17 protein-coding genes are annotated in these 23767 nt (G+C 31.2%); 9 read left to right on the top strand and 8 right to left on the bottom strand.

Going from position 1 to position 23767, the window contains the following annotated elements; translation table 11 throughout:
* Positions 1-38 precede the first annotated feature (38 nt).
* The gene (locus LG45_RS15075; RefSeq protein WP_165570821.1) at positions 39-464 is read left to right on the top strand and encodes an META domain-containing protein; all 426 of its coding nucleotides are present in this window, start codon (positions 39-41) and stop codon (positions 462-464) included.
* On the opposite strand, the gene LG45_RS15070 is transcribed toward LG45_RS15075, so the two are convergent.
* On the bottom strand, positions 461-1945 hold the full coding sequence (locus LG45_RS15070) for a T9SS type A sorting domain-containing protein (RefSeq protein WP_035128696.1): 1485 nt from the start codon (positions 1943-1945) through the stop codon (positions 461-463). The two genes, LG45_RS15075 and LG45_RS15070, sit on opposite strands and share 4 nt — an antisense overlap.
* Positions 1946-2026: 81 nt before the next feature.
* Between LG45_RS15070 and lpdA the strand changes: the two genes are divergently transcribed.
* The gene (gene lpdA / locus LG45_RS15065) at positions 2027-3430 is read left to right on the top strand and encodes a dihydrolipoyl dehydrogenase (protein WP_035128694.1); all 1404 of its coding nucleotides are present in this window, start codon (positions 2027-2029) and stop codon (positions 3428-3430) included.
* A 284-nt stretch (positions 3431-3714) separates the two neighbouring features.
* On the top strand, positions 3715-5241 hold the full coding sequence (locus LG45_RS15060) for a hypothetical protein (protein ID WP_035128692.1): 1527 nt from the start codon (positions 3715-3717) through the stop codon (positions 5239-5241).
* Positions 5242-5297: 56 nt separating this feature from the next.
* Here LG45_RS15060 and LG45_RS15055 read toward each other — a convergent pair whose 3' ends face one another.
* Positions 5298-6200 carry a DUF4349 domain-containing protein gene (locus LG45_RS15055; protein ID WP_035128690.1) on the bottom strand — a complete coding sequence of 301 codons (903 nt, stop codon included), beginning with the start codon at positions 6198-6200 and terminating at the stop codon, positions 5298-5300.
* Positions 6201-6384: 184 nt separating this feature from the next.
* Between LG45_RS15055 and LG45_RS15050 the strand changes: the two genes are divergently transcribed.
* Genes LG45_RS15050 through LG45_RS15040 form a run of 3 tightly spaced genes read left to right on the top strand, consistent with a single transcriptional unit; the run spans position 6385 to position 11003 of the window.
* Positions 6385-7674 carry an anthranilate synthase component I family protein gene (locus LG45_RS15050; RefSeq protein ID WP_035128688.1) on the top strand — a complete coding sequence of 430 codons (1290 nt, stop codon included), beginning with the start codon at positions 6385-6387 and terminating at the stop codon, positions 7672-7674.
* Positions 7675-7691: 17 nt separating this feature from the next.
* Entirely contained in the window at positions 7692-8999 is a 1308-nt protein-coding gene (gene tilS / locus LG45_RS15045) for a tRNA lysidine(34) synthetase TilS (protein WP_035128686.1), read from the top strand.
* The gene (locus LG45_RS15040; protein ID WP_035128684.1) at positions 9000-11003 is read left to right on the top strand and encodes a protein-disulfide reductase DsbD family protein; all 2004 of its coding nucleotides are present in this window, start codon (positions 9000-9002) and stop codon (positions 11001-11003) included.
* A 61-nt stretch (positions 11004-11064) separates the two neighbouring features.
* Here LG45_RS15040 and LG45_RS15035 read toward each other — a convergent pair whose 3' ends face one another.
* The 3 genes from LG45_RS15035 to LG45_RS15025 form a co-directional block, all read right to left on the bottom strand.
* Positions 11065-12252: a sensor histidine kinase gene (locus LG45_RS15035; RefSeq protein WP_035128682.1), complete on the bottom strand. Its 1188-nt coding sequence runs from the start codon at positions 12250-12252 to the stop codon at positions 11065-11067.
* Between the two features lie 71 nt (positions 12253-12323).
* Positions 12324-12524 carry a helix-turn-helix transcriptional regulator gene (locus tag LG45_RS15030; protein ID WP_035128681.1) on the bottom strand — a complete coding sequence of 67 codons (201 nt, stop codon included), beginning with the start codon at positions 12522-12524 and terminating at the stop codon, positions 12324-12326.
* Complete coding sequence (locus LG45_RS15025) at positions 12514-12993, bottom strand: hypothetical protein (protein ID WP_035128679.1); 480 nt, start codon at positions 12991-12993, stop codon at positions 12514-12516. The genes LG45_RS15030 and LG45_RS15025 overlap by 11 nt, the downstream gene beginning before the upstream one ends.
* 177 nt (positions 12994-13170) lie before the next feature.
* Here LG45_RS15025 and LG45_RS15020 point away from each other — a divergent pair, with 177 nt between their 5' ends.
* The 3 genes from LG45_RS15020 to LG45_RS15010 all read left to right on the top strand — a co-directional run bounded on the left by LG45_RS15020 (position 13171) and on the right by LG45_RS15010 (position 17148).
* The gene (locus LG45_RS15020; RefSeq protein ID WP_035128677.1) at positions 13171-14706 is read left to right on the top strand and encodes a YifB family Mg chelatase-like AAA ATPase; all 1536 of its coding nucleotides are present in this window, start codon (positions 13171-13173) and stop codon (positions 14704-14706) included.
* A gap of 37 nt (positions 14707-14743) precedes the next feature.
* Entirely contained in the window at positions 14744-15673 is a 930-nt protein-coding gene (locus tag LG45_RS15015) for an alpha/beta hydrolase (protein WP_035128676.1), read from the top strand.
* 182 nt (positions 15674-15855) lie between these two features.
* Entirely contained in the window at positions 15856-17148 is a 1293-nt protein-coding gene (locus tag LG45_RS15010) for a hypothetical protein (RefSeq protein WP_035128674.1), read from the top strand.
* A gap of 14 nt (positions 17149-17162) precedes the next feature.
* Here LG45_RS15010 and LG45_RS15005 read toward each other — a convergent pair whose 3' ends face one another.
* The 3 genes from LG45_RS15005 to LG45_RS16195 all read right to left on the bottom strand — a co-directional run bounded on the left by LG45_RS15005 (position 17163) and on the right by LG45_RS16195 (position 23178).
* The gene (locus LG45_RS15005; RefSeq protein WP_035128672.1) at positions 17163-18485 is read right to left on the bottom strand and encodes a hydroxymethylglutaryl-CoA synthase family protein; all 1323 of its coding nucleotides are present in this window, start codon (positions 18483-18485) and stop codon (positions 17163-17165) included.
* Positions 18486-18779: 294 nt separating this feature from the next.
* Positions 18780-19643: a KPN_02809 family neutral zinc metallopeptidase gene (gene ypfJ, locus LG45_RS15000; RefSeq protein ID WP_035128670.1), complete on the bottom strand. Its 864-nt coding sequence runs from the start codon at positions 19641-19643 to the stop codon at positions 18780-18782.
* 46 nt (positions 19644-19689) lie between these two features.
* Positions 19690-23178, bottom strand: a complete 3489-nt coding sequence (locus LG45_RS16195) for a PAS domain S-box protein (protein WP_165570820.1) — start codon at positions 23176-23178, stop codon at positions 19690-19692.
* Positions 23179-23767: the final 589 nt, after the last annotated feature.

Here is a 23767-nt window from a genome sequence, read left to right as displayed (position 1 = left end):
AAAAATTCATGAAATTTGTAGTACAAAATAAGAACATTATGAAAAAGCTATCTATCTTAATTTTAGTTTCAATTTTCACATTCTCCTGTAATTGCAAAAAGAAAATTACAGAAACTCCAACTCAAAACATCAACAGGGTTTGGATGTTAGTAGAATTCAAAGACTACAAAAAAGAGTTTTTTGTTGAGAAAAAAGCATTTCTCGACATGACAAATTCTGAAAGAGCATCGTCTAAAATGGGTTGTAATAATTTATCTTTTTCCTATTCGATTAACGACAGCAAATCAATTCAATTTTCACAAGGAATTGCTACAAGAATGTATTGTGACGACGCAATGAAGCTTGAAAATGATTTTCTAAATGAAATTCCTTCCATAAAAAATTACAAAGTTGAAGGTCATTTTTTAACGCTAACTTCCAGCAACGGAGAAAAAATGGTTTTTGTTGCTCAAGATTGGGATTAAATTTTGATAAATTTAGAAGTTACATTTCCTTTTTCTAATTCTAAAGAAATGAAGTAAGTACCACTTTTTAAATCATTTACGTCTATATTTTCTTGAAAACTACTCAATTTTTTCACCAATTGACCAATTGCGTTGTATACTGCTATTGATTTAATTTCAATGGCATCAGTGTTTACAATGTTCAAATTATTTTTAGTCGGATTTGGAAATAACACCAAATTATTGGAAGCAAAATCAGCATTTGAAAATGTATTAACTGGAACTATTGTTGAGCACGTTGGTCCAGTATAAACTACGACAGTTCCACTAGTATTGTAATTATAGCTACCGTATGATAAATTATTTTGTTCACCATTATCTAAACAAATAGATTGCAGTTGTGGATTATTTCCAATCATAAATCCAAAAAATAATAAATCGGTATCGCTGTATGTGTAAACATTATTTTGAACATTAATAGTTTGAAGATTCGGATTATTAATACAATACAATTGTTGAACTGTTGATTGAGAGCAATCTAAATTAGTAATTAATGTATTGGAAGCATTTAAATGATTTATTGCATCTAATGAATTCAAATTTAATGAAGAGATAGGATTGTTACTAATATCTAAATGAAAAATAGCATTTGTATTTGGAAATGTAATTGACGAAATCTGATTTGAAGAAAAATCTAAGAAATTCAAAATAGGTAAATTACTAATATTTAGGCTTGTTAGTAAGTTGTTAGCACAAGATAATTGTGTTATTTGACTAATTGTTCCTAAATTTAGAGTACTTAAAAGATTATTATCGCAACTAATATTTTTAATACTAGGAGTAAGGCTAAAGTCAAGTGAAGAAATTAAATTATTGTAACAAAACAAATCTTGAAGAGAAGTATTATTGTTAAAAACTAGCGAATTTAATTGATTATCATGAATACTAATTTTGGTTAAATTAGTCAAATTATCAATGTTTATAGAAGTTAGCAAATTATTGTAAATAGATAATTCTTGTAATGCTACCAAGCCATTGATATTTATTGTTGCAATATCATTTTGCGCCGCATTGATGTATTGCAAATTTGTTAATCCTTGCAAATTAAGAGTAGAAATACTATTTCCAGCACAATTTAATTTTTTTAGATTCGCAAAATTTTGAATTCCGTCTAAACTTATTAAATCATTTGTGGTATTTAAAACAGGTGACCATAAATATAATTCATAAACATTTAAGGCTTCTGAAACTTGAATTTCACTATCACTGTTTGTATCAACTACAATTCCATTTCCGAAAGTATCTTTTGCAAATCCGTTGCTGGAATTAGAAGCAATAAGTCGGTTTTTAAAATTTGAATCTGAAAACGAAATTGTTTGAGCGTTTACAACGAAACAAATGCTAAACATAAAAAAAAGTAAAAGTTTTTTCATAATGGTATAATCTACAAACAAATATACTAATTCTTCACGATTTTTCTTAGTGAAATTGATTTTTGACATTGAATTTGATTTTTGATATTGTAATTGAAATTGAATTCGTAAATTTGTACAACTTTTATAAAACACACAAAATTATATATCATGAGTTCATTTGACGTAGTCATTATAGGTTCTGGTCCAGGCGGATATGTTTCGGCGATTCGTTGTGCACAATTAGGTTTTAAAACCGCAATTATAGAAAAATATTCAACGCTTGGTGGAACTTGCTTAAATGTGGGTTGTATTCCATCAAAAGCGCTTTTGGCATCATCACATCATTACGAAGAATTACAGCATTTTGCCGATCACGGAATTGAAGTTTCGGGTGAAGTAAAAGTAAATCTTGAGAAAATGATTGCTCGCAAGCAAGCAGTTGTAGACCAAACTTCGGGTGGTGTTAAATTTTTAATGGATAAAAATAAAATCACTGTTTACGAAGGATTAGGTTCATTTGAAGATGCCACTCATGTAAAAGTTACAAAAGCTGACGGTTCATCTGAAGTTATTGAAGCTAAAAATATTATTATCGCAACTGGTTCTAAACCATCAAATCTTCCTTTTATCAAAATAGATAAAGAAAGAATTATTACTTCAACCGAAGCACTAAAATTACCAGAAGTTCCTAAGCATTTAGTAATTATTGGTGGTGGCGTTATCGGAATTGAATTGGGGCAAGTGTATTTAAGATTAGGTGCACAAGTTTCGGTTGTTGAATTCATGGACCGAATTATTCCTGGAATGGATGCTGGTTTGTCTAAAGAATTAACCAAAGTGTTGAAAAAACAAGGAATGAAATTCTACGTTTCTCACAAAGTAAAATCGGTGGAAAGAAAAGGTAAAGTTGTTACTGTTCAAGCCGAAAATGCTAAAGGTGAAACCATCACTTTAGAAGGAGATTATTCGTTGGTTTCTGTTGGTCGTCGTCCTTATACAGACGGACTTTCGGCAGATAAAGCTGGTGTAAAAATCACTGACAGAGGAATGGTAGAAGTAAACGATCATTTGCAGACTAATGTTTCAAATATTTACGCAATTGGTGATGTAGTTCGAGGAGCAATGTTAGCACACAAAGCCGAAGAAGAAGGAGCAATGGTTGCCGAAATTTTGGCTGGTCAAAAGCCACATATTGATTATAACTTGATTCCTGGAGTAGTTTATACTTGGCCAGAAGTTGCCGCTGTCGGTAAAACAGAAGAGCAATTAAAAGCAGATGGAGTAGAATATAAAGCTGGAAGTTTTCCATTCAAAGCATTAGGAAGAGCAAGAGCAAGTAGTGATACAGATGGATTTGTAAAAATCTTAGCCGATGCAAAAACAGATGAAGTTTTAGGTGTTCACATGATTGGTGCTCGTTGCGCCGATTTAATAGCCGAAGCCGTAACAGCTATGGAATTTAGAGCATCTGCTGAAGATATTTCTAGAATGTCTCATGCACACCCAACATTTGCAGAAGCAATAAAAGAAGCAGCGTTAGCAGCAACTGATAATAGATCGTTACACGTGTAATTCTTAACTATTTTAACATAAAAAACCCGTTATATAACGGGTTTTTTTGTGTTTGGTCGAAAATGGAATTTTCATTAAATTTTACAATAAAAAAAGCGGAAATGAGGTATTAATTTAGTTTTCACGAGTTATATTTTCAGAAAATTTACATAAACGTTACATAAATTAGATTTTTTTTTACATAAAACAAGGTTTTTTTCGAGCAAAATAAAACCATGATAACCTATACTACGTATTATATCGAGTTATCAGTATTAATTTTGCATCAAAAAATAAGCCCCATTATGAAAACCAAAATTTTATCTATTTTAATCTTATTTATTACCCAATTATCATTTTCTCAAGTTGGAATTGGAACAACTAATCCAAGTCCTTCGTCAGCTTTAGAAATTAGAAGTACCAACTCTGGATTATTGATTCCAAGAGTTGCTTTGACCTCTACTACGGATACTAATACAATTGCAAATCCAGCAACAAGTTTGTTAGTTTACAATTCAAGTTCTACAAACGATGTTACTCCAGGTTTTTATTACTGGGAAGGAAGTTGGAAAACTTTAAAAGGCAATGCTTCTGGTAGTTCTACTGGATGGAATTTAACTGGAAATACACTTACAACTGGTTCAGAATATATAGGAACAAATAGTAATCATGCATTGTTATTTAAAGTAAATAATAATCAGTTTGGAAAGTTTAGTCCAAATGGTGGAATTATAATTGGTAATGCTGCAACTGCAAGCGACGATAGATCTATTGCAATAGGTACATCTGCAAAAGCACCGTCTCAAAACGCAACAGCTATAGGTTATAACGCAGAAGCAGCTCAAGACGCGACATCGCTTGGATTTGGAGCAAAAGCTTCCTATCAAGCAGTTGCAATTGGTTTAAATTCGAATACAACTGGTAATACAGCTATTGCAATTGGCGCCAATTCAAAAGCAACTGCGCAAGATGGTATTTCTATAGGAACTTCTAGTGAAGCGGCTCAAGAATCGACCGCTATAGGCAAATCTACAAAAGCTACAGGTTATCGTTCAACGGCTTTTGGGAACGAAGCTTTAGCAACTATGAATAATGCTCTTGCAGTTGGGGTTGGCTCCAAAGCTACAGGAGAACAAAGTACGGCGTTGGGAAATGCTTCCAATGCTTCTGGTCAAAATGCTACCGCAATTGGTTATCAAGCTTTGGCATCTCAAGCAAATTCAATAATTATTGGAACTTCAAACAATAAAACCGGTATCGGAACAAGCACACCAGACGAACGCTTGCATGTTGCTGGTTCGATTAAAATTGTTGACGGAACACAAGGTGTAGGGAAAGTATTAACGTCTGATGCAAATGGTAAAGCAACTTGGCAAACTCCAACTTCAACAAAAGCTTATGCTGATATTTATTTTGGAGGAACTAACGTTCAGAATTTGGCTCACAATGGAACTGTTGCATTTGGAACTACAGGTACTTCATCAAATATTACAGTTAACAATACCAATAACAATATTCAAGTGTCTACTGCTGGTCGATACAGAATTTCATACAAAATTACTTTTTATGCAGGAAATGATAATAAAGCTTTTAGATTCAATTTATATAGAGGAACCACTTTAATTCCGGGAAGTTTGAGTATTACTGGACGAGTAAATAATAATGATTCTCTTGAAGAAGCATTAACTATTTCTTCTAGTTCTATTGTGACTTTAAATGCTAACGAACAAATCTCTGTTAAAGGTTTGAGTACAGCAACAAGTGATTTAAACGATGATACAATCAATCTTGTTCCTAATGGCTGTTCTTTATCAGTTGAACTTATAGATTAGAATTGATTTGTAATAAATATAAAACCCACTATGATAGTGGGTTTTTTTGTTTCTTTCTATTTCTTCAAAAACTTTTTGTAACCCATCCAACCCAAAAATATAATTAGGATAATTGCCCAAAGTTGAATAATAAATGCAACGATACTTTCAAGCATAAACCAACCCGTTTTTAAGGAATCCCATATTTGTAAACCCAAGTTTGGTCTGTAATTATTAATGCTTTTTTCGCTCGCGTATAATTCGTGTTTTATAGATTCGCGTTGGTATAAGTTAATGGTTAACGTACTAAAATTTAATTGATCATTCAACGATAAATTTTCTATGGTTTTGTTATCGTTGGCCTCTTTTTTAGTGTCCAAAGTTTCTTCGGCATCCATAACTTGATTTAGCTTTTTGCCTTTGGTATCAATGCTATTTGCGATTCTTTTTTCAGTTGATTCACTTCTTTTTTGAGCTAGTTTATTGGATAACATTTGCAAAGTAACGTCATCTGCTTTTATCAATCTAGAATCCAAAAAATCAATCTCTTTAGCAATGGATTTTATAACAGTATCTAATTTTGTATTGGGAACTCGAATGGTGATGTTATTGTCCACTGTGAATTTTGTGGTTTCGAGAATACTGTCTTGGCTCACTCGAGTTTCCGATTTTTCGTTAATGTGGCTTTCTAGATTAGTATACGTTACAAATCCACCAAATTTATTGGTCACATTTTCAATCGCATAGGTCGATTTGGCTACGTTTTTCACTTTGAATTTAATATCGGCTGTTCTCACAAATTTCCGATTACTGTTCTTGGGTTGCACTGCTGCCGATGACGAAATTACCGATGTGCTATCAGTTGTAGCTGTTGCATAATCTGCTTTTAGGGCAGCATTTTCACTTTCTTCTGCTTGTTTACAAGAATAGGCGATACCCAAAATTAAAATCGCCAAACCAACTTTTGGAATTGTTTTCATAAAAAATTACTATTTAAAGGTTAATGTTTACAAATGTTTAGTAGGAATAGTAATTTTATATCAATATGTTGAATTTTTAAGATTTTTAATTAATTTATCTCAATTAAAAACCGTGCCAAGATTTTTTGAAAATCCGTTTGAATGGATTTATTTTATCGTATTTTTGAAACCTTATTAAATTACATTGAGAACATCAGTTTATAAATCAATTTCAAATAGTTTAGAATTTAAAAATCAATTGCTTAGTTGGTCCAATCAATTTCGTGAAGTTGTATTTTTAGATAGTAATTCAGATACTAATAGTCAGAATTATTCTAATTATGATTTGATTTTAGCCGTTGATGCATTTACCTCAATTAAAACAGATTACGTCAATTCTTTTCAAGATTTACATCAATATCAAAGTCAGACTAAAGATTGGCTTTTTGGTTATTTATCTTACGATTTAAAAAACGATACAGAAGATTTAAAATCTAATAATTTTGATGGTTTAGACTTTCCAGACTTATTTTTCTTTCAACCTAAAAAACTATTTTTAATAAAAGGAAATCAAGTCGAAATTCAATATCTAAAAATGTGTGATGACGAAATTGATTTTGATTTTGATGAGATAAATCAGTGTTCATTATTCAGTGCTCAGTGTTCAGAAATTGAAATTAAAAACCGAATTTCTAAAGAAAATTATATTTCTAAAGTCACTCAAATGCTCGATCACATTCATCGTGGTGATATTTATGAAGCTAACTTTTGTTTGGAATTTTATGCAGAAAACACTAAAATTGAACCTCTGGAAATTTATCAAAAACTAAATGCCATCTCGCAACCGCCATTTGCAGTGTATTTTAAAAACAATTCAAATTACCTAATGTGCGCCTCCCCTGAACGATATTTGAAAAAAGAAGATTCAAAAGTTATTTCGCAACCCATAAAAGGAACTTCAAAGCGTTCTTTCGATATTGAATCAGATGAATTGTCAAAATCTGAATTGGAAAACAACCCGAAAGAACGATCAGAAAATATCATGATTGTTGACTTGGTTAGAAATGATTTATCAAAAACCGCAACAAAAGGTTCGGTGCAAGTTGAAGAATTATGCAAAATATATTCGTTTAAGCAAGTACATCAAATGATTTCTACAATTGTATCGGAAGTTGAAAATACAACGTCACCTGTAGAAATTATCCGAACTACTTTTCCGATGGGAAGCATGACTGGAGCTCCAAAAATTTCGGCAATGAACATTATCGAAAAGCTTGAAGAAACCAAACGCGGATTGTACAGCGGCGCAGTGGGTTATTTTACTCCAAATGGTGATTTTGATTTCAATGTTGTAATTAGAAGTATTCTCTATAATTCTGACAATCAATATCTTTCGTTTTCGGTTGGAAGTGCAATCACGTCTCAATCAATTCCAGAACTTGAGTATCAAGAATGTTTGTTGAAGGCAAAAGCAATGTTTGAAGTTTTGAGTTAAAATACCTACTTTTGAAAATGCTTACAAAATTCCAAAATCATCTTAATTCTCAATTTTCATTCTTAAAAGATAAGAAATTATTTATCGCTGTAAGTGGCGGAATTGACAGCATTGTTCTTGTTGATTTGTTATATAAATTAAATTACGAAATTGCTGTTTTACATTGTAATTTTTCACTACGTGATGCTGAAAGTGATGGTGATGAAGCCTTTGTAAAATCTTTTTGTAAGGAACGAAATATTGAAGTTATAGTTCAAAAATTCGATACAAAACAATTTGCTTCCGACTACAAATTATCGATTCAAGTTGCTGCTCGAAAGTTGCGTTATGACTGGTTTTACGAACAATTAGAAAAAAGAAGTTTTGATTTTATTCTTACAGCACATCATCTCAACGATAGTTTAGAAACGTTTTTAATCAACTTTTCACGAAGCACAGGATTGGATGGATTAACTGGAATTCCAGCGCAAAACGATAAAATCATCCGACCATTATTGCCTTTTTCTAGAGAAGAAATTGAAGTTTATGCTAAAGAAAATGAAATTCAATGGCGTGAAGATTCAAGCAATTCGTCTGATAAATATCTTCGAAATAAATTGCGTCATGATGTAATTCCGATTTTAAAAGAAGTGCAGCCCAATTTGCTTTCTTCATTTGAAAACACGGTGAAGCATTTGCAACAAGCACAATCCTTAGTTAACGATGCCAGTAGAATTATCTATAAAGAAGTGGTTACAGAAGACGATAATTCGATTAAAATAAATCTTAGCAAACTAATTCAACTCACTAATTATCAAGCTTATTTATTCCAATGGCTTAAAGAATTTGGTTTTGTGGCTTGGGATGATATTTACGATTTAGTTTCAGCTCAATCGGGTAAAAAAGTCCTTTCACCAGAATTTATTTTAGTAAAAGATCGAGATTTTTTTATCCTAACTTCAAAAATAGATTCTCAAATTAATCAAAAGTTTTTGATTGAAAAAGAGGATAGCAAAGTTAATATTCCCTTAAAATTCACATTTTGTAACGTAAGTGACATTTCGATTACAGATTCAAATAGTATCTTTGTGGATGAAAATAAATTGCAGTTTCCTTTAACCTTACGAAAGTGGCAAGAAGGAGATTATTTTTATCCATTCGGAATGACTGGAAAGAAAAAGCTGAGTAAGTATTTTAAAGACGAAAAATTCTCTTTAATTGATAAGTTAACTACTTGGATTTTATGTTCTGATAATCAAATAGTTTGGATAATAAATAAACGAATGGACGACCGATTTAAAGTAAACAATAACACAACAACTATTTTAAAAATAACGATTACATAGATGAGAAATTTTCTTTATACATTAATCACATTTTTGGTTTTAACCAATGTAAATGCGCAAGTTCTAAGTCCGGTAAAATGGACAACTAAAATAGAAAAAGTCTCAGAAACCGAATTCAATTTAATTGCAAGTGGAACCATTCAAGAAGGTTGGCACGTATTTTCTCAATTTACACCTGATGGCGGATCTTTGCCAATGGTTTTGAATTTTAAAGACATAAAGGGGAATTATGAATTAGTTGGTAAAGCTAAAGAAAGTCCGTATCAAAAGGTTTATAGTGATGTTTTTGAAGTGGATGAATACATCTTTGAAGACAAAGTTACTGTAACTCAAAAAGTAAAAATTACAAATCCTAAAACTACCAAAATCAAGTTAAATCTTGAATACCAAGTTTGTAAAGAAGCTTGTATTAATGACAGTAAAGATTTGGTTTTTAATATTCCATTAGTTTCTAGTGTTGTGGAAACTACCGTTAGTAAAGATACAATTGTAGAATTGGACAGTCAATTCGCTACTACTGTTGATACCTCAAATACTCCAACAACAATTAAACAGGCAGAGCCTAAAAGCATCGAACCGATAAAAGACGAAAAGAGTTTATGGACGATATTTTTCTTAGCATTTTTAGGAGGTTTTGCAGCGCTTTTAATGCCTTGTATATTCCCAATGATTCCAATGACTGTAAGTTTTTTTACAAAACAAAGTAAATCCAAAGCACAAGGAATTAGAAATGCGATTATCTATGGTTTATCAATAATTGCTATTTATGTGATTTTAGGTTCATTAATTACTGGGATTTTTGGAGCAGAAGCTTTAAACGAACTTTCTACAAGTGTTGCTTTTAACTTAATTTTCTTTGCTTTATTAGTGATTTTTGCACTTTCATTTTTAGGAGCATTCGAAATTATGCTGCCAAGTTCTTGGGCTACAAAATTAGATTCTAAAGCTGATAAAGGTGGTATTATCGGAATTATTTTTATGGCGTTAGCATTAGCAGTAGTTTCGTTTTCTTGTACTGGTCCAATTGTTGGAACTTTACTAGTAGAATCAGCTTCTAAAGGCGGAATTGCACCTGTTGTGGGAATGTTAGGTTTTTCATTAGCCATTGCCTTACCATTTATGTTGTTTGCAATGTTTCCGGGTTGGTTAAATTCATTACCAAAATCGGGTGGATGGTTAAATACTGTAAAGGTTTCGTTAGGATTTTTAGAATTGGCATTTGCATTCAAATTTTTATCAAATGCCGATCTAGTTTTACAAAAACATTTATTAGAAAGAGAATTATTTATAGCGATTTGGATTGCAATTTTTGGAGCTTGGGCATTGTATTTATTTGGAAAATATATGTTGCCACACGATTATGAAAAAGCTGATAAAATAGGAGTAGGACGATTGATGATGGCACTTGTAGTCACAACATTTACGTTCTATATGATTCCAGGATTATGGGGTGCACCATTAAAAATTCTAAGCGGATTGACACCTCCAATTCATTACGCAGAAAGCACCAATGGTTTTGGATCTTCCAATTCAAATAAATCAGAATTACCAGAACATGCTCATTTTGGCCCACATGGTATCATAGCATTTGAAGATTATGATTTAGGATTGGCTTATGCCAAAAAAGTAAATAAACCAGTTCTTTTAGATTTTACTGGCGATGCTTGTGCCAATTGTAGAAAGATGGAAGACAACGTTTGGTCTGATCCAGCGGTTCTTAAAATTTTAAAAAATGATGTTGTTCTAATTTCTTTATATTGTGATAGAAAAATTGATTTGCCAAAAGACAAACAATACGTTTCTAAAACTACTGGAAAAGAAGTGGTAACAATAGGTAACAAATGGACCGATTTTCAGATTACACGATACAAAAGCAACTCGCAACCGTTATATGTAATTTTAGATGCAGACGGAAATGATTTATCTAAACCAATCGCATTTACATTCGACAAGCAAGAATATAAAAAATGGCTTGAAGACGGAATCTCTTTATACAAAAAATAAAATCACAAAAAAACCATCCGTTAATTCAGATGGTTTTTTTTATCGTAAAAATGTGGGGTTTCTATTTGGCTAAAAACAAGGTAAAAGTCGTTCCTTTTTTTAATTCTGATTGAATTTCTATACGCCCATGAAGTTTGTCTACTATCTTTTTTACAGTCGATAAACCTAATCCAGTTCCGTAATTTCCGTAGCGATCTTTTACATTTAGTATTTTGAAAGATTCGTAGATATCAAGATAATCTTTCGTTTCAATACCAATTCCGTTATCGATTACTTTTATAATATAGTAGCTTGCGTTTTCATTAAAATCAATTTTAATTTCAACAAGTTCTTTGTCATTATACTTAATTCCATTTCCAATTAAGTTGTTTAAAATCTGAATCAAAGCATACTTATTTATATTAATCGTATCGTAATCACTCTGATAATTGATAGTTACATTTGTAAAATCTTTCTGCATCAATTTGATTTCGTCAATTAAATGAGAAATGTTAAGCTCTTTTTTCAGAGTGAAATCAATATTATCATTTTTATAGAAATTTAATAGTCCGTCAATGTAATTCTTTAGTTGAATTGAACATTCTTCAATATGGTCAATATAATCAACACTATCAGTGCTTAATTTATGGTCAACATCATCTTTTAATAGTTTTATCAACGAAATTATATTATTCAACGGCGATTTCATATCGTGCGAAATAACACCAGCAAATTTCTCTAATTCCGAATAACGTAAATGCAAATATTCATTGTTTTTAGTAAGCTTTTTAAACCTTCTTCTCATTTCAAATAACTTCGAAGTTTGTTCTGCTAGTATTTCTAATGATCTAATTTGATCTTCAGATAATGAATTATTTTTGTAATCTATAACGCATAAAGTGCCTAAAATCAACCCAGTGCCATTCTCTTTGATTGGAACTGCTGCATAAAAACCTGTGTCTGTCAATCCATTCATTAAACCAACTTTTCTGAAATCGGCATCTTCCATAAGCTTTTCTACAACTATTGTCTTAGATGATTTTTCAATTGCTAGTGAACAAAATGACGTTTCTCTTAAACTTTCTGTTGCTTCAATACCAATTTTTGATTTATACCACTGACGGTATTTATCAATCAAAGTAATAGTTGATATTGGTGTATTGCAGAGTGTTGATGCTAAAAAAGTGATGTTATCAAATTCAATTTCCGGACTCGTATCTAAAATTTCATAGCTATTTAAGGCTTCTAATCTTTTATCTTCGTTATTCATTTATGTTTTTTTGTATAATTACGTAAAATGGAGCAAAAAGGTTCACACTATTTTGTTAAAAAACATAAATTTTAATCATTTTCTTCCAAAACGAATATTTTTTCAACAGAAATCTCAAAATACCGAGCCAGCTTCAATGCAAGAACTGTTGATGGAACATATTTTCCTTTTTCCATTGCATTAATCGTTTGCCGACTGACTTCAATTTGTTTTGCCAAATCTTCTTGCGAAATATTCTTAATAGCACGCAAGACTTTTAAATTATTCGTCATCGTTGGTACTTTTATTTAACTGATAAATTTTATAATGAAATCGGATTATGAAAAATAGGAGTAACGTAAACATATTATAAAAAAGTACATTTAAATACGGCATTCCAAAAATAAAAGCGGTAAAAAATAATATCAAACCATAGTTTAAATAGGTCGCCCAAACCAAACTTTCATATCTAATTTTGGAAATGTACTCATCCTCATTCTTAAGTTTTGAGAATCCTATAAAAATTCCTCCGACAATCATCCCAAAGTTTAAAAGCTCGTCTAAAATACTATTTTCAATAAAGGTAAAAAAGCCTGACTTTTCGCCAATACTTTCTTGATAAATTGCAAAAGTCGTCACATTTAAATAATCATCACTACTTAATGCAGCTGTAGAAAATACAATGGTTAAAACTAATGATGGTACAAACAATATCCATCCAATTTTTTTGAAGGAATTCGGAAATAAAAAATGTTTTTTCATGATTAAAAGATTTAAATTATTTTTCAAATGTAAAGTTTATTTTACATTTAGACAAATAAATTTTACAAAAAGTTTATTTTGTTTTACATTTTATAAAAATTAGTATGAATTTCTTGTTTGTTTTTCATTCTTTTATATATTTGTATCAGTATTAGCCATTTAAAAATAATATAAGCCATGTTAGTAAAAGTATTTGGAAGCGCCGTCTTTGGTGTAGAAGCAACTTCAATCACAGTAGAAGTTAATATAGATAAAGGTGTTGGTTACCATCTTGTTGGTTTACCAGATAACGCCATAAAAGAAAGCAGTTATCGAATTGCTGCCGCGTTAAAAAATAACGGATACCAACTTCCCGGAAAAAAAATCACCATAAATATGGCTCCAGCCGATTTAAGGAAAGAAGGTTCTGCATACGATTTAACGCTTGCTATTGGAATTCTTGTTGCATCTGGTCAAATAAAAGCCGATGATGTAGATAAATATGTTATAATGGGTGAATTGTCGCTCGATGGTGGTTTGCAACCCATAAAAGGTGCCTTGTCCATTGCAATAAAAGCTCGCGAAGAAGGATTTAAAGGATTTTTTCTGCCAAAGCAAAATGTAAAAGAAGCTGCAGTTGTTGATGGTTTAAACGTTTACGGAATTGAAAATGTAACCGAAGTCATCAATTTTTTTGAAGGGAAAGGAACTTTAGAACCTACAGTTATTGATACAAGAGAAGAATTTTACAAGGAATTAGAATTTCCCGAATTTGATTTTGCCGATGTTAAAGGTCAAGAAAGTATCAAGCGTTGTATGGAAATCGCCGCTGCTGGAGGACATAATATTATTCTAATTGGTCCGCCAGGTTCAGGAAAAACTATGTTGGCAAAGCGTTTACCAAGTATTTTGCCACCAATGACTTTGAAGGAAGCATTAGAAACTACAAAAATTCACAGTGTTGCTGGAAAAATTAAAGACGCCGGATTGATGAGTCAACGACCATTTCGTGCGCCACATCACACGGCATCTAGTGTTTCTCTTGTTGGCGGTGGAAGTTTCCCTCAACCTGGAGAAATTTCGTTATCTCATAATGGTGTTTTGTTTTTGGATGAATTACCTGAGTTTAAGCGCGAAGTTCTAGAAGTAATGCGTCAACCGCTTGAAGATCGTGAAGTAACTATTTCTAGAGCAAAATTCACGATTACTTATCCATCATCGTTTATGTTGGTGGCGAGTATGAATCCAAGTCCGAGTGGCTATTTTAATGATCCAGATGCGCCAGTAAGTTCTTCTCGAAATGAAATGCAACGGTATTTAAGTAAAATTTCAGGTCCGCTTTTAGATAGAATTGATATTCATATCGAAGTTACTCCAGTTCCATTTGAAAAACTTACCGAAACTCGTAAAGCTGAAAGTAGCGTTGAAATTAGAAAACGCGTAACAGCAGCACGAGAAATTCAAACGCGACGTTATAAAGAATTAGATTCAATACATTATAATGCACAAATGAGTTCAAAACAGGTGCGAATTTATTGTGAATTAGACGAAGCTTCACTACATTTGTTAAAGACAGCAATGGAACGTCTCAATCTTTCTGCTCGTGCTTACGACCGAATTTTGAAAGTTGCTAGAACGATTGCCGATTTAGAAGCTTCCGAAAAGGTAATTTCCAATCATATTGCCGAAGCTATTCAATACAGAAGTCTTGATCGTGAAGGTTGGCTTGGTTAGTTTTCTTTTCATTTTATTGACTCTAAAATATAATCTTATGAAAAAACATATTTTAAATAGCGTCTTTTTACTTATTTCAAGTTGTATTTTCTCACAGGATATTCCAAAAGTTAGTTCTGGAAAAATTGAACGAATTGCAGACTTTAAATCGGAATTTGTTACTTCAAGGAATATAGATGTTTGGTTACCCAATAATTATTCTGATTCTAAAAAATATTCGGTGTTGTATATGCATGACGGACAAATGCTTTATGATGCAGAAACCACTTGGAATAAGCAATCATGGGAAGTTGATGAAGTTTTATCAAGTTTAATAAAAGACAACAGAATTGATGATGTGATTGTGGTTGGAATTTGGAACGGCGCTACCACACGACACATGGATTATTTTCCTCAAAAACCATTTGAAAGTTTGACTCAAATTCAACAAGATTCTATTTATAATGCGAATAGGAGTAATGGTCAAAATGTTTTTAATGGCAAAGTCAATTCTGATAATTATTTAAAATTTATTGTCAAAGAATTGAAACCTTTAATTGATAAAAAGTATTCAGTTCACAGAGACAAAAAGCACACTTTTATAGCAGGAAGTAGCATGGGCGGATTGATTTCTATTTATGCTATTTGTGAATATCCCAATGTTTTTGGTGGCGCAGCTTGTTTGTCAACGCATTGGCCTGGAATTTTTACGGTAGAAAACAACCCAATTCCAGCAGCATTTTATACTTATTTGAAAACCAATTTGCCAAACCCTAAAAATCACAGAATTTATTTTGATTACGGAACAGCAACTTTAGACGCCATGTACGAACCTTTGCAGTTAAAGGTTGATGAAATCATGAAAGCGAAAGGCTACAATTCATTGAATTGGTCAACTAACAAATTTGAAGGTGAAGATCATAGTGAAAAGGCTTGGCAAAAACGATTACATATTCCGCTGGAGTTTTTACTTGGGAAGTTTTTGTAGGTTTATGTTTTTAATAAATGTATAAAATACAACGTTGAAACTGGTAGATTAGTATTATAAAATTTGTCTGCTTTTTTCTATGAATTCTATTTGTTTTGGTCAGTACTTAAAGTATACTGAAACAAAACATAGGAAGCATAAAAGTTAGTTTCTCCTAATAAAAGAAAAATTAAATATTATAAATGAAATTCTACGCAATATATCTGTTTTGTTTTTTTGGAATTGCTCAAGGTAGTTCTCAAAGTAAAAGTAATGTAAATAATCAAATAAATTTATTGAATTTAGAATATAAAGATTTTGTTTCGGTAAAAAATAATATATATGCTATAGCTAGAAATAATGATTTAATAGTAATTAATTTGAAAGATGATAGTTTCAAATTAATTGAAAAAAATATTTCCGCAGTAGCAAAAAAATCCAATAATGAGTTAATATTTGGAAGTAAAGACGGTAAAATATTTATTTTAAATAAAAAACAAAAAATTAAACAAATTGAGAAAATTGATGCTAAAATATTTTCTATTTTAATAAATTCAAAAGATGAATACATAATTTATTCAAACAAATCTATTCACTTTAATAAAGCAGATTATATTCCAAAAAAGAAAACCAATTTTTATGGAAAAGTTAGGGAAAAATACACAGGAACACTATTAATAGAACCAGATTTCATTTACTTGGACAAAATGGATTTTATTTGGTTTGCCTATGATGAAGGTGAATTTGGTGGAAATGTATGCTTTTTTGATTTGAATAAAAAAGAATTTATTTATGATGATTGGTTGAGACTAGATGATGGAGTAAAATATAAAGATAGAAATGACTATTTCACACAATTAAAGGAAAAATATCCAGAAATAATTAAAGTAAGAGAAAGAGATACTATTTACAAATATCCATTTAATTTAGGTATTTCAAGTGTAACAAAAGGAGTTGCCTATAATAATTCAGATGATTTATTCATGACGTCAAGTGGTGGTGGTCATACTATGATTTATGCCACCGAAAATGATTTTAATTATTACGTTGATGGAACAATTGTAAAAGTTTCAAAAAAAGAAAATAATTATTATAGATCATGCTTTGACCAAAGAATTCTTGAAGATGAAAAATATAAAATTGCTTTTGAGAGAGACTTGATGGGTTTTAAAAACAAAGACAGAGAATTAAGAGGAAAAATATTAACAGAAAATGAAATCAATAAATTAGGTCCAATTTCATTCAATAAATATGATAATAAACTTTATTTCTTTAGCTCAAAAGGATTCTATACTTTAAATAATTCTGGTTGTACTTTTTCTAAAAAACTATTTTTTATTCCAAAATTAACGTGTTACGTTCAATCTGAAAGTGGTTATTGTACTCATTTACATGTTACTAAATTTGAATTTATAAGTGAAAATGAAATTATATTTCTAACTATGAATAATGGTATTGGATATTATAATGGAGAAAGTATTAAATATTATAGATAAACTGAATAATAAAATCACGCAAACTTATAATACCGAGCACCAACCAAGACCGGATTTTCCTTCTCAATAAAGTCTAAAACAAATTCGTTTTTAGGTTGTAGAACCGAGTGATTCCTTTCTTTTTTGTGAAGCGAAATGTAGGTTCCAAAATCTATTTCGGTACTATTATCTAATGTTTCAAAAAGTGGTACTTTTTTTATCGCTGATTTCCAATTGGCTTCCACTTGTGCTTCGAAGACTTTTGATTTTGAACCACTTCCGTAGGCTATGAATCCGAATTTTTTGTCTTGGATTTCGGTTTCGTTTTGGAAATGATAACACAAAGTAGATAACATTCCTAAGAAGATAGAACCTGTGTACATGTTTCCAATTTGTCCCGATGCAATTTCTGATGGGAAAATGGTTTTGTTTACAAACTCTAGATAATCTTCACTTTTAGAAATGGTTTTTATGTCATCGGTCAGATTATTTTCTTTAGCATAAATTTCTACAAAGGTTCTACGTGCCTGAAAACAATAGGGTAGATGCATCAAAATGTTTTCCCAGTTATTGAATAATGTGCCACTTTGATTAGTGATTTCTTTGTAATGAAAATAGGCTTCGGTAATTCTATTGATATAACATTGATTGGAATATTGTCCGTCAAAAACTGGTTGTTCTTTGTAGAAAGCAATTTCGTTTTCTAGAATTCCGAACCATTCGGGATTGTCGGTTGTGTTTAAAATTTCGTTTTTAGAAACGTAGCGTCTTGGTTTGAAAAAGTCGAAAACTCCTTGTGAAGAAAGACCAACTTCTTGTGAAAACGATAAAATTTTTGGATTTGCCGTAATCAATAATGCAATTGCGCCTGCGCCTTGTGTGTATTCGCCAGTAGAATTTAAATCGTATTTGGCGTTGTCGGTTGCAACTACAATGGCTTTTTTGGTAGGATTTAAACGGATGAAATCTAAGGTTGTATGCAAAGCATCGACTGCTCCAATACAAGCAAATGTCATGTCTAAAGTATCGCAATAACGTAAAGTTCCTTCACCAAATTGCTGTTCTAAAAGTGCTGAAACATACGACGCAATTGGCTTTGACGAATCGACGCTGCTTTCTGTTCCCACATAAATTCTAGCAATTTCGGATGGATTTATATTTTCTTGTTGGATGAGTTTGTAAACGGCATTGGCTGCAAAAGTTACTACATCTTGATGCACGTCGGGAAAACTCATTTTGTGTAAACCTAAACCTTTTATGAGTTTTTCGGGTTCGATGTTTCTGTTTTCGGCTAGAACTTTTATGGGTAAATGTAGTTTTGGGATGTCAAATGCGATGCTGTCAATTCCGACTTTCATAGGATTATTTGTTGGTTTAGTTAAGCAAATTTATCAATTGGATTTGCAAATTGCGTTCAACATTTTATAAAAATGAATGGTTTGGCTTCGATTTGTGAATGTGATAAAAAACGTCTTGTTTTATTTTATTATTGTTAATTTTCTACTCGTTTTTAGCCCAGATAGAAGTGAAAAGCAAAGCGCTGTAAAAGGACAATTTTGCATAAAAAAAAGAGCGACTAAAAGAAGCTCCTTTTTTTTATAGCAAAATGTTGTTTTACAGTGTTTTCTTGTAACGAATAGCTGGATTGGCTTCTACTTAAGTAAAGCAGAAAAAGTATCTCCTTTGTTGATATCGCCCGATTGAAATCCTTTTTTGAACCAATAAATACGTTGCTCCGATGTTCCATGAGTAAATGTATCTGGTTGTACGTGACCTTGCATTTTACTTTGGATGGCGTCGTCACCAACGGCATGCGCGGCACTTAAGGCTTCTTCGATATCACCTTCTTCAAGGTATTGTTTGTTGTAATGCGCCCAAACTCCGGCGTAGAAATCGGCTTGCAATTCTAGACAAACGGATAATTTATTGGCTTCGGTTTGGCTTTTTCCTTGCTGTAATTGACGAACTTTTCCAGAAGTTCCAGTGATGGTTTGAATGTGATGACCCACTTCGTGAGCGATTACGTAAGCAATGGCAAAGTCACCGCCTTTGGCTCCGAAGCGCGTTTTTAGTTCTTCAAAAAAGCGCAAATCCATATAGACTTTTTTATCGCCAGGACAATAAAACGGACCGGATGCTGATGTGGCACTTCCGCAAGCAGTTTCTACTGCGTCTGAGAATAACACCATCTTTGGTTGTTCATAATCCATATTGTTTTCTTGAAATATTTGTCCGAAAGTATCTTCTGTGTAGGCAAAAATGGTTTTGGCAAAGTCTCCAATTTCTTGTTCTTCTGGAGTTAAAGGTCTTTGTTCACCGCTTGATTGTTCGGTTTGTTGGCCTTGATTTATTTGTTCTAAAACTGGAGTAAGCATTTTGGCATTTTCGCCTCCAAACATGTTTAGAAGTAAGATTACAATTCCGATTAAACCACCACCAATTACGGCTTTTCCACCGCCAGACATTCCGCGTCTGTCTTCAACATTGTCACTTTGACGATTACCTCTCCATTTCATTTTGAATAGTTTTAAAGATTTCTATAACAAATATATGTTAAAATTTTTATTTTATCCATTTTGAGATTAATGTTTCTAATGCTTCTTTTATTATTGGTTTTGAGGCATAATCATTCATTCCCATTTCTAGACATTTTTCCTTTTCACCAATAACTGTGCCAGCGGTTAAGGCAATAATTGGAACGTGTTGTCCTCTTGGGGTTTTTCTAATTTCTTGTGTTGCTTCGTAGCCGTTCATGATTGGCATTTGAACATCCATAAGGATTAAATCTGGATTTAAGACTTCAAATTTTTCTACCGCTTCTTGACCATTTTTTGCTTCGAAAACAGTTCCGTTTGGTATGATTTGTTTTATTAATGTTTTGGCTAAAAGCATGTTTATCTTGTTGTCTTCAACTATAAGAACTTTATAATTTTCTTGACCATAATCTAATTTTATTCTTGGATTGATGATGACGTCGATATTTTCTATTTCTTCGGAGCTGATTTCGTTAGAAGTTTTTAATTGTACATCAAAATAAAAATCACTCCCAAAACCATATTCACTTTCAAGATTTAATTTACTGTCCATTAATGATAGTAGTTGATTGGAGATTGAAAGTCCGAGTCCAGTTCCTCCAAATCGTCGCGTTGTTGAATTATCGCCTTGAGAGAAGGCATTAAAAATTTGTTCTTGATAATCTTTTTTGATTCCAATTCCTGTATCTCTCACTGAGAAACGAATTTTTGTTTCGTTTGAATTGATGTTTTGAATAGTGGTTACAGAAAGTGTTACACTACCAATTTCTGTGAATTTTATTGCGTTTCCTAGTAGATTGATTAGAATTTGTTTCAATCGAACACTATCGGTCCAAACGTATTTTGGAACGTCGGAACTTATGATTAATTGTAAGTCAATTTTCTTGATATTAGAATCGTATTTCACCAGCTCAATGACTTGATTAATTAATTCTGATAAATCATATTTTTTTACATACAATTCAAGTTTGCCCGATTCTATTTTAGAAAAATCTAGAATATCATTAATAATTGCCATAAGTGAATGTGCCGATTCATTTATGGTACTCATATAATTTTTTTGAATTGCTTCTAATTCGGTGTTTTTTAGTAGGTCTGAAAATCCTATAATTCCGTTTAGTGGCGTTCTAATTTCGTGACTCATGTTGGCAAGAAATTCCGATTTTGCTCTGCTTGCGGCTTCGGCGTATTCTTTTGCTTTTATGGCGTTTTCGGTTTCTTTTTGCTTTGTAATATCAATAAAAATACCTTCGATGTATGCAATTTTTCCGTCTTTGTAAATGGCATCACCAAATTCTTCCACCCATTTTATTTGATTGTTTTTATCAATAATTCTATAAATTATGTGTATTTTTTTTCCTTCGGATAAGGAAGTTTTAATTTCGTCTTCGGTGTTTTTTATATCATCTGGATGAATTAGATTTTTGTAATTGATTTTCTTTTCTAGGAAATCTGATTTAGGATAACCGGTTAAATTTTCAATTTCATCATTTAAATAAATATCCGACCAATTTTCGTCGTTGTTAGATAAATAAACTGTTCCTGGTATATTATCGGCTAATAATCTGAAACGTTCCTCGCTTTCTAAAATCATAGTTTCATTGATGCTTCGTTCAATAGCTGATGAAATATTATTGGCTAAAGTTCTAAGAATATTGATTTCATCATCACTCCAAATTCGTTCGTTTGTACAATCATCAAAAGCTAAAAATCCGAAAAGTTCATTCTTTAAAAACACCGGTAATCTAAGTAATGAAACTACATTTCTATCTGCTAAACTTTCTTTTAAAATCGATTCTTCCAAATCTTTGGTAAGAAAACTGTACTCGCTTTTACTTTTTAAAATATCGATTAATCTTGAGAAATTTTCGTTTGGAAAACTTTTTAGAATAGGATTATGTATTTGTTTTAAATTTTCCTTTTCAGTCCATTCAAAGTCTAAAGAAACAGTATTTGTTTTATTGTTGAATATAAAAAAATGTACACGATCTACATTAACCGATTTACCAATTGATTCTAAGATTTCATCAAAAATGGTGTAAAGTTGTCGAGTAATAATTAATTTATTGGTTATAGAGGTAATACATGACAACAATTCACTTTTGTATGCTAGATTTTTTTCGGCTTCTATTCGCTGACTTGTTTCTAAAGCTAATGCTAAATAATCGGCAATAGAACGTGCAAAATTAATGTCTTGATTATCCCATTCTTTAATCTTAGTAGTCGATTCTAGACAAAGCACACCCGATAAAATTCCGTTTAAATAAATTGGAGTATCTAATAATGATTTGATTTCGTTTTTTGGAAAATACCTTACGTTAAATTCTTTAGTTTCAGTGCTTTTATAGACATCACTTGTAACAACTTGAGTTTCACTTTCAATAGCTTCAAAATAAGATGGATAGTCTTTTCTATAGAGCTTTGGTGCTTTTTTATATATTTTTTTGTTGTGCAAATACAGATTCTCACATTCTAAATAATCTTCTTTATAACTCCAGTAACTAACTCGATTGATGTCAACCTTTTCGGCTATTATTCTTAAGATATCAGATAAAATCGATTCTAAATTCTTAGTTTTATAATGATTTTTTAAAGTTATTTCTTTAAGTGTTTCATTGTAAATTCTAACTTTACGCTCTTTTCTTAATTTTTCAATTTCAATTTGTCTCACCAAGGTTATATCTCTTGCAATAACGGTAAAACCAGTAATTCTTTGAAGTTCATTTCTTTTTACCGTAACATTTTGAGATAACCATAAAGTTTCTTTATTTTTATTTAAAATTGGGAAAATCAATGTTGGAAAATCACTAACAGTTTCATTAGGTTTGCCATAAAATTCTAAAACTTTTTCTTTATAATCTTCTCTAATTAATTCTGAAAAATGTTGATTGTAAAGTTCTTCTAATGAATATCCAGTTATTGTACTTGCGTGTTTATTTATAAAAGTATATCGTCCATCTGTATTGGTTTCATAAATTACATCGTTGGCATTTTCAATTAAATTTCGATATTTATTTTGGATGTTAATTTGTTCGGTAATATCTTGACCAATACCTATAAACAAATCGTTAGAAAATTTTTTGTCTTTCCACTGGATGTATTTGTATTCGCCACATTTAGCTCTCATTTTTCTTATATGCAGTCTGTTATCTGTGTAGTTATCATGATAAGCTTCACCAATAAACTCGGCATCTTCTGTTAATTCCCAAAAATTTAATCCCAAAACTTCTTTTGGCGAATATCCTAAAAACTCGGTAACTTGTTCACTACAATAGGAAAGTTCTCCTTTTCTATTAGTAGCGATGGTTAATATATTTCCTTTACTCACAATTTCATTAGCAAAAAGAAATTTACTTTTTGTATTTGTATTTGCAATATGAATTGCCGAATGAATTCCAATTATAAAAATTAATGCACAAATTAAAATTATAACGTAATTGCTAGGAATTATTTGAAATTGAAATAAAACTATAGTAAAAAGTAGCATTAGAATACTGAAAATCCAATACTGTATCATGTTTTTAAAAACATAATAACATATAAAAAAGTTTACGATCAAAGCAACAAACGGATATAATTCGAATGGAGTTTGAACAACATTGTAAGCATTGTAAATAAAATACAGGATGTAAAAAAATATAAAAAAAGAGCTAAAATGTTTCTTAAAAAGTGTTGTTTTGGTGTTTAAAAAATAAACACTAATAAGTAAGAATCCAAATAGTAACTTCGAGGTTAAATGACTATGAACTCTTATTTTATAAATTTCAAGAATTATCTCTACTATGGGAGTTGCTAATCCCATGAAAAGAAGGTACATATTGTGTTGTTCTTCTTTTGGAGCAAACTCTGAAAAACTTTTTATGAAAGTTGTTTTCTTGTATTTGACAAACAAGATTACAGAAAAAATAAAAGTAATAAGTATGAACAATATAATTATAACAAACCAATTTTTAAAAAAAATGGTTTGATGTAAAGTATTTTTTAAAGATAAAAACCCTACACTGAGAGAGTTGAATTCTAATTTTAAGTTAAGAAGATTTGGATAAATTTTCAAAATAGATTATATTGTTCTAACAGTTAATTTTAGAGCAATATAGAAAAAAAAA

The organism is Flavobacterium aquatile LMG 4008 = ATCC 11947, assembly GCF_000757385.1.
Classification (GTDB): domain Bacteria; phylum Bacteroidota; class Bacteroidia; order Flavobacteriales; family Flavobacteriaceae; genus Flavobacterium; species Flavobacterium aquatile.
Note: the sequence above shows the minus strand (reverse complement) of the source record. Positions and strands in the feature narration are given on the sequence as shown.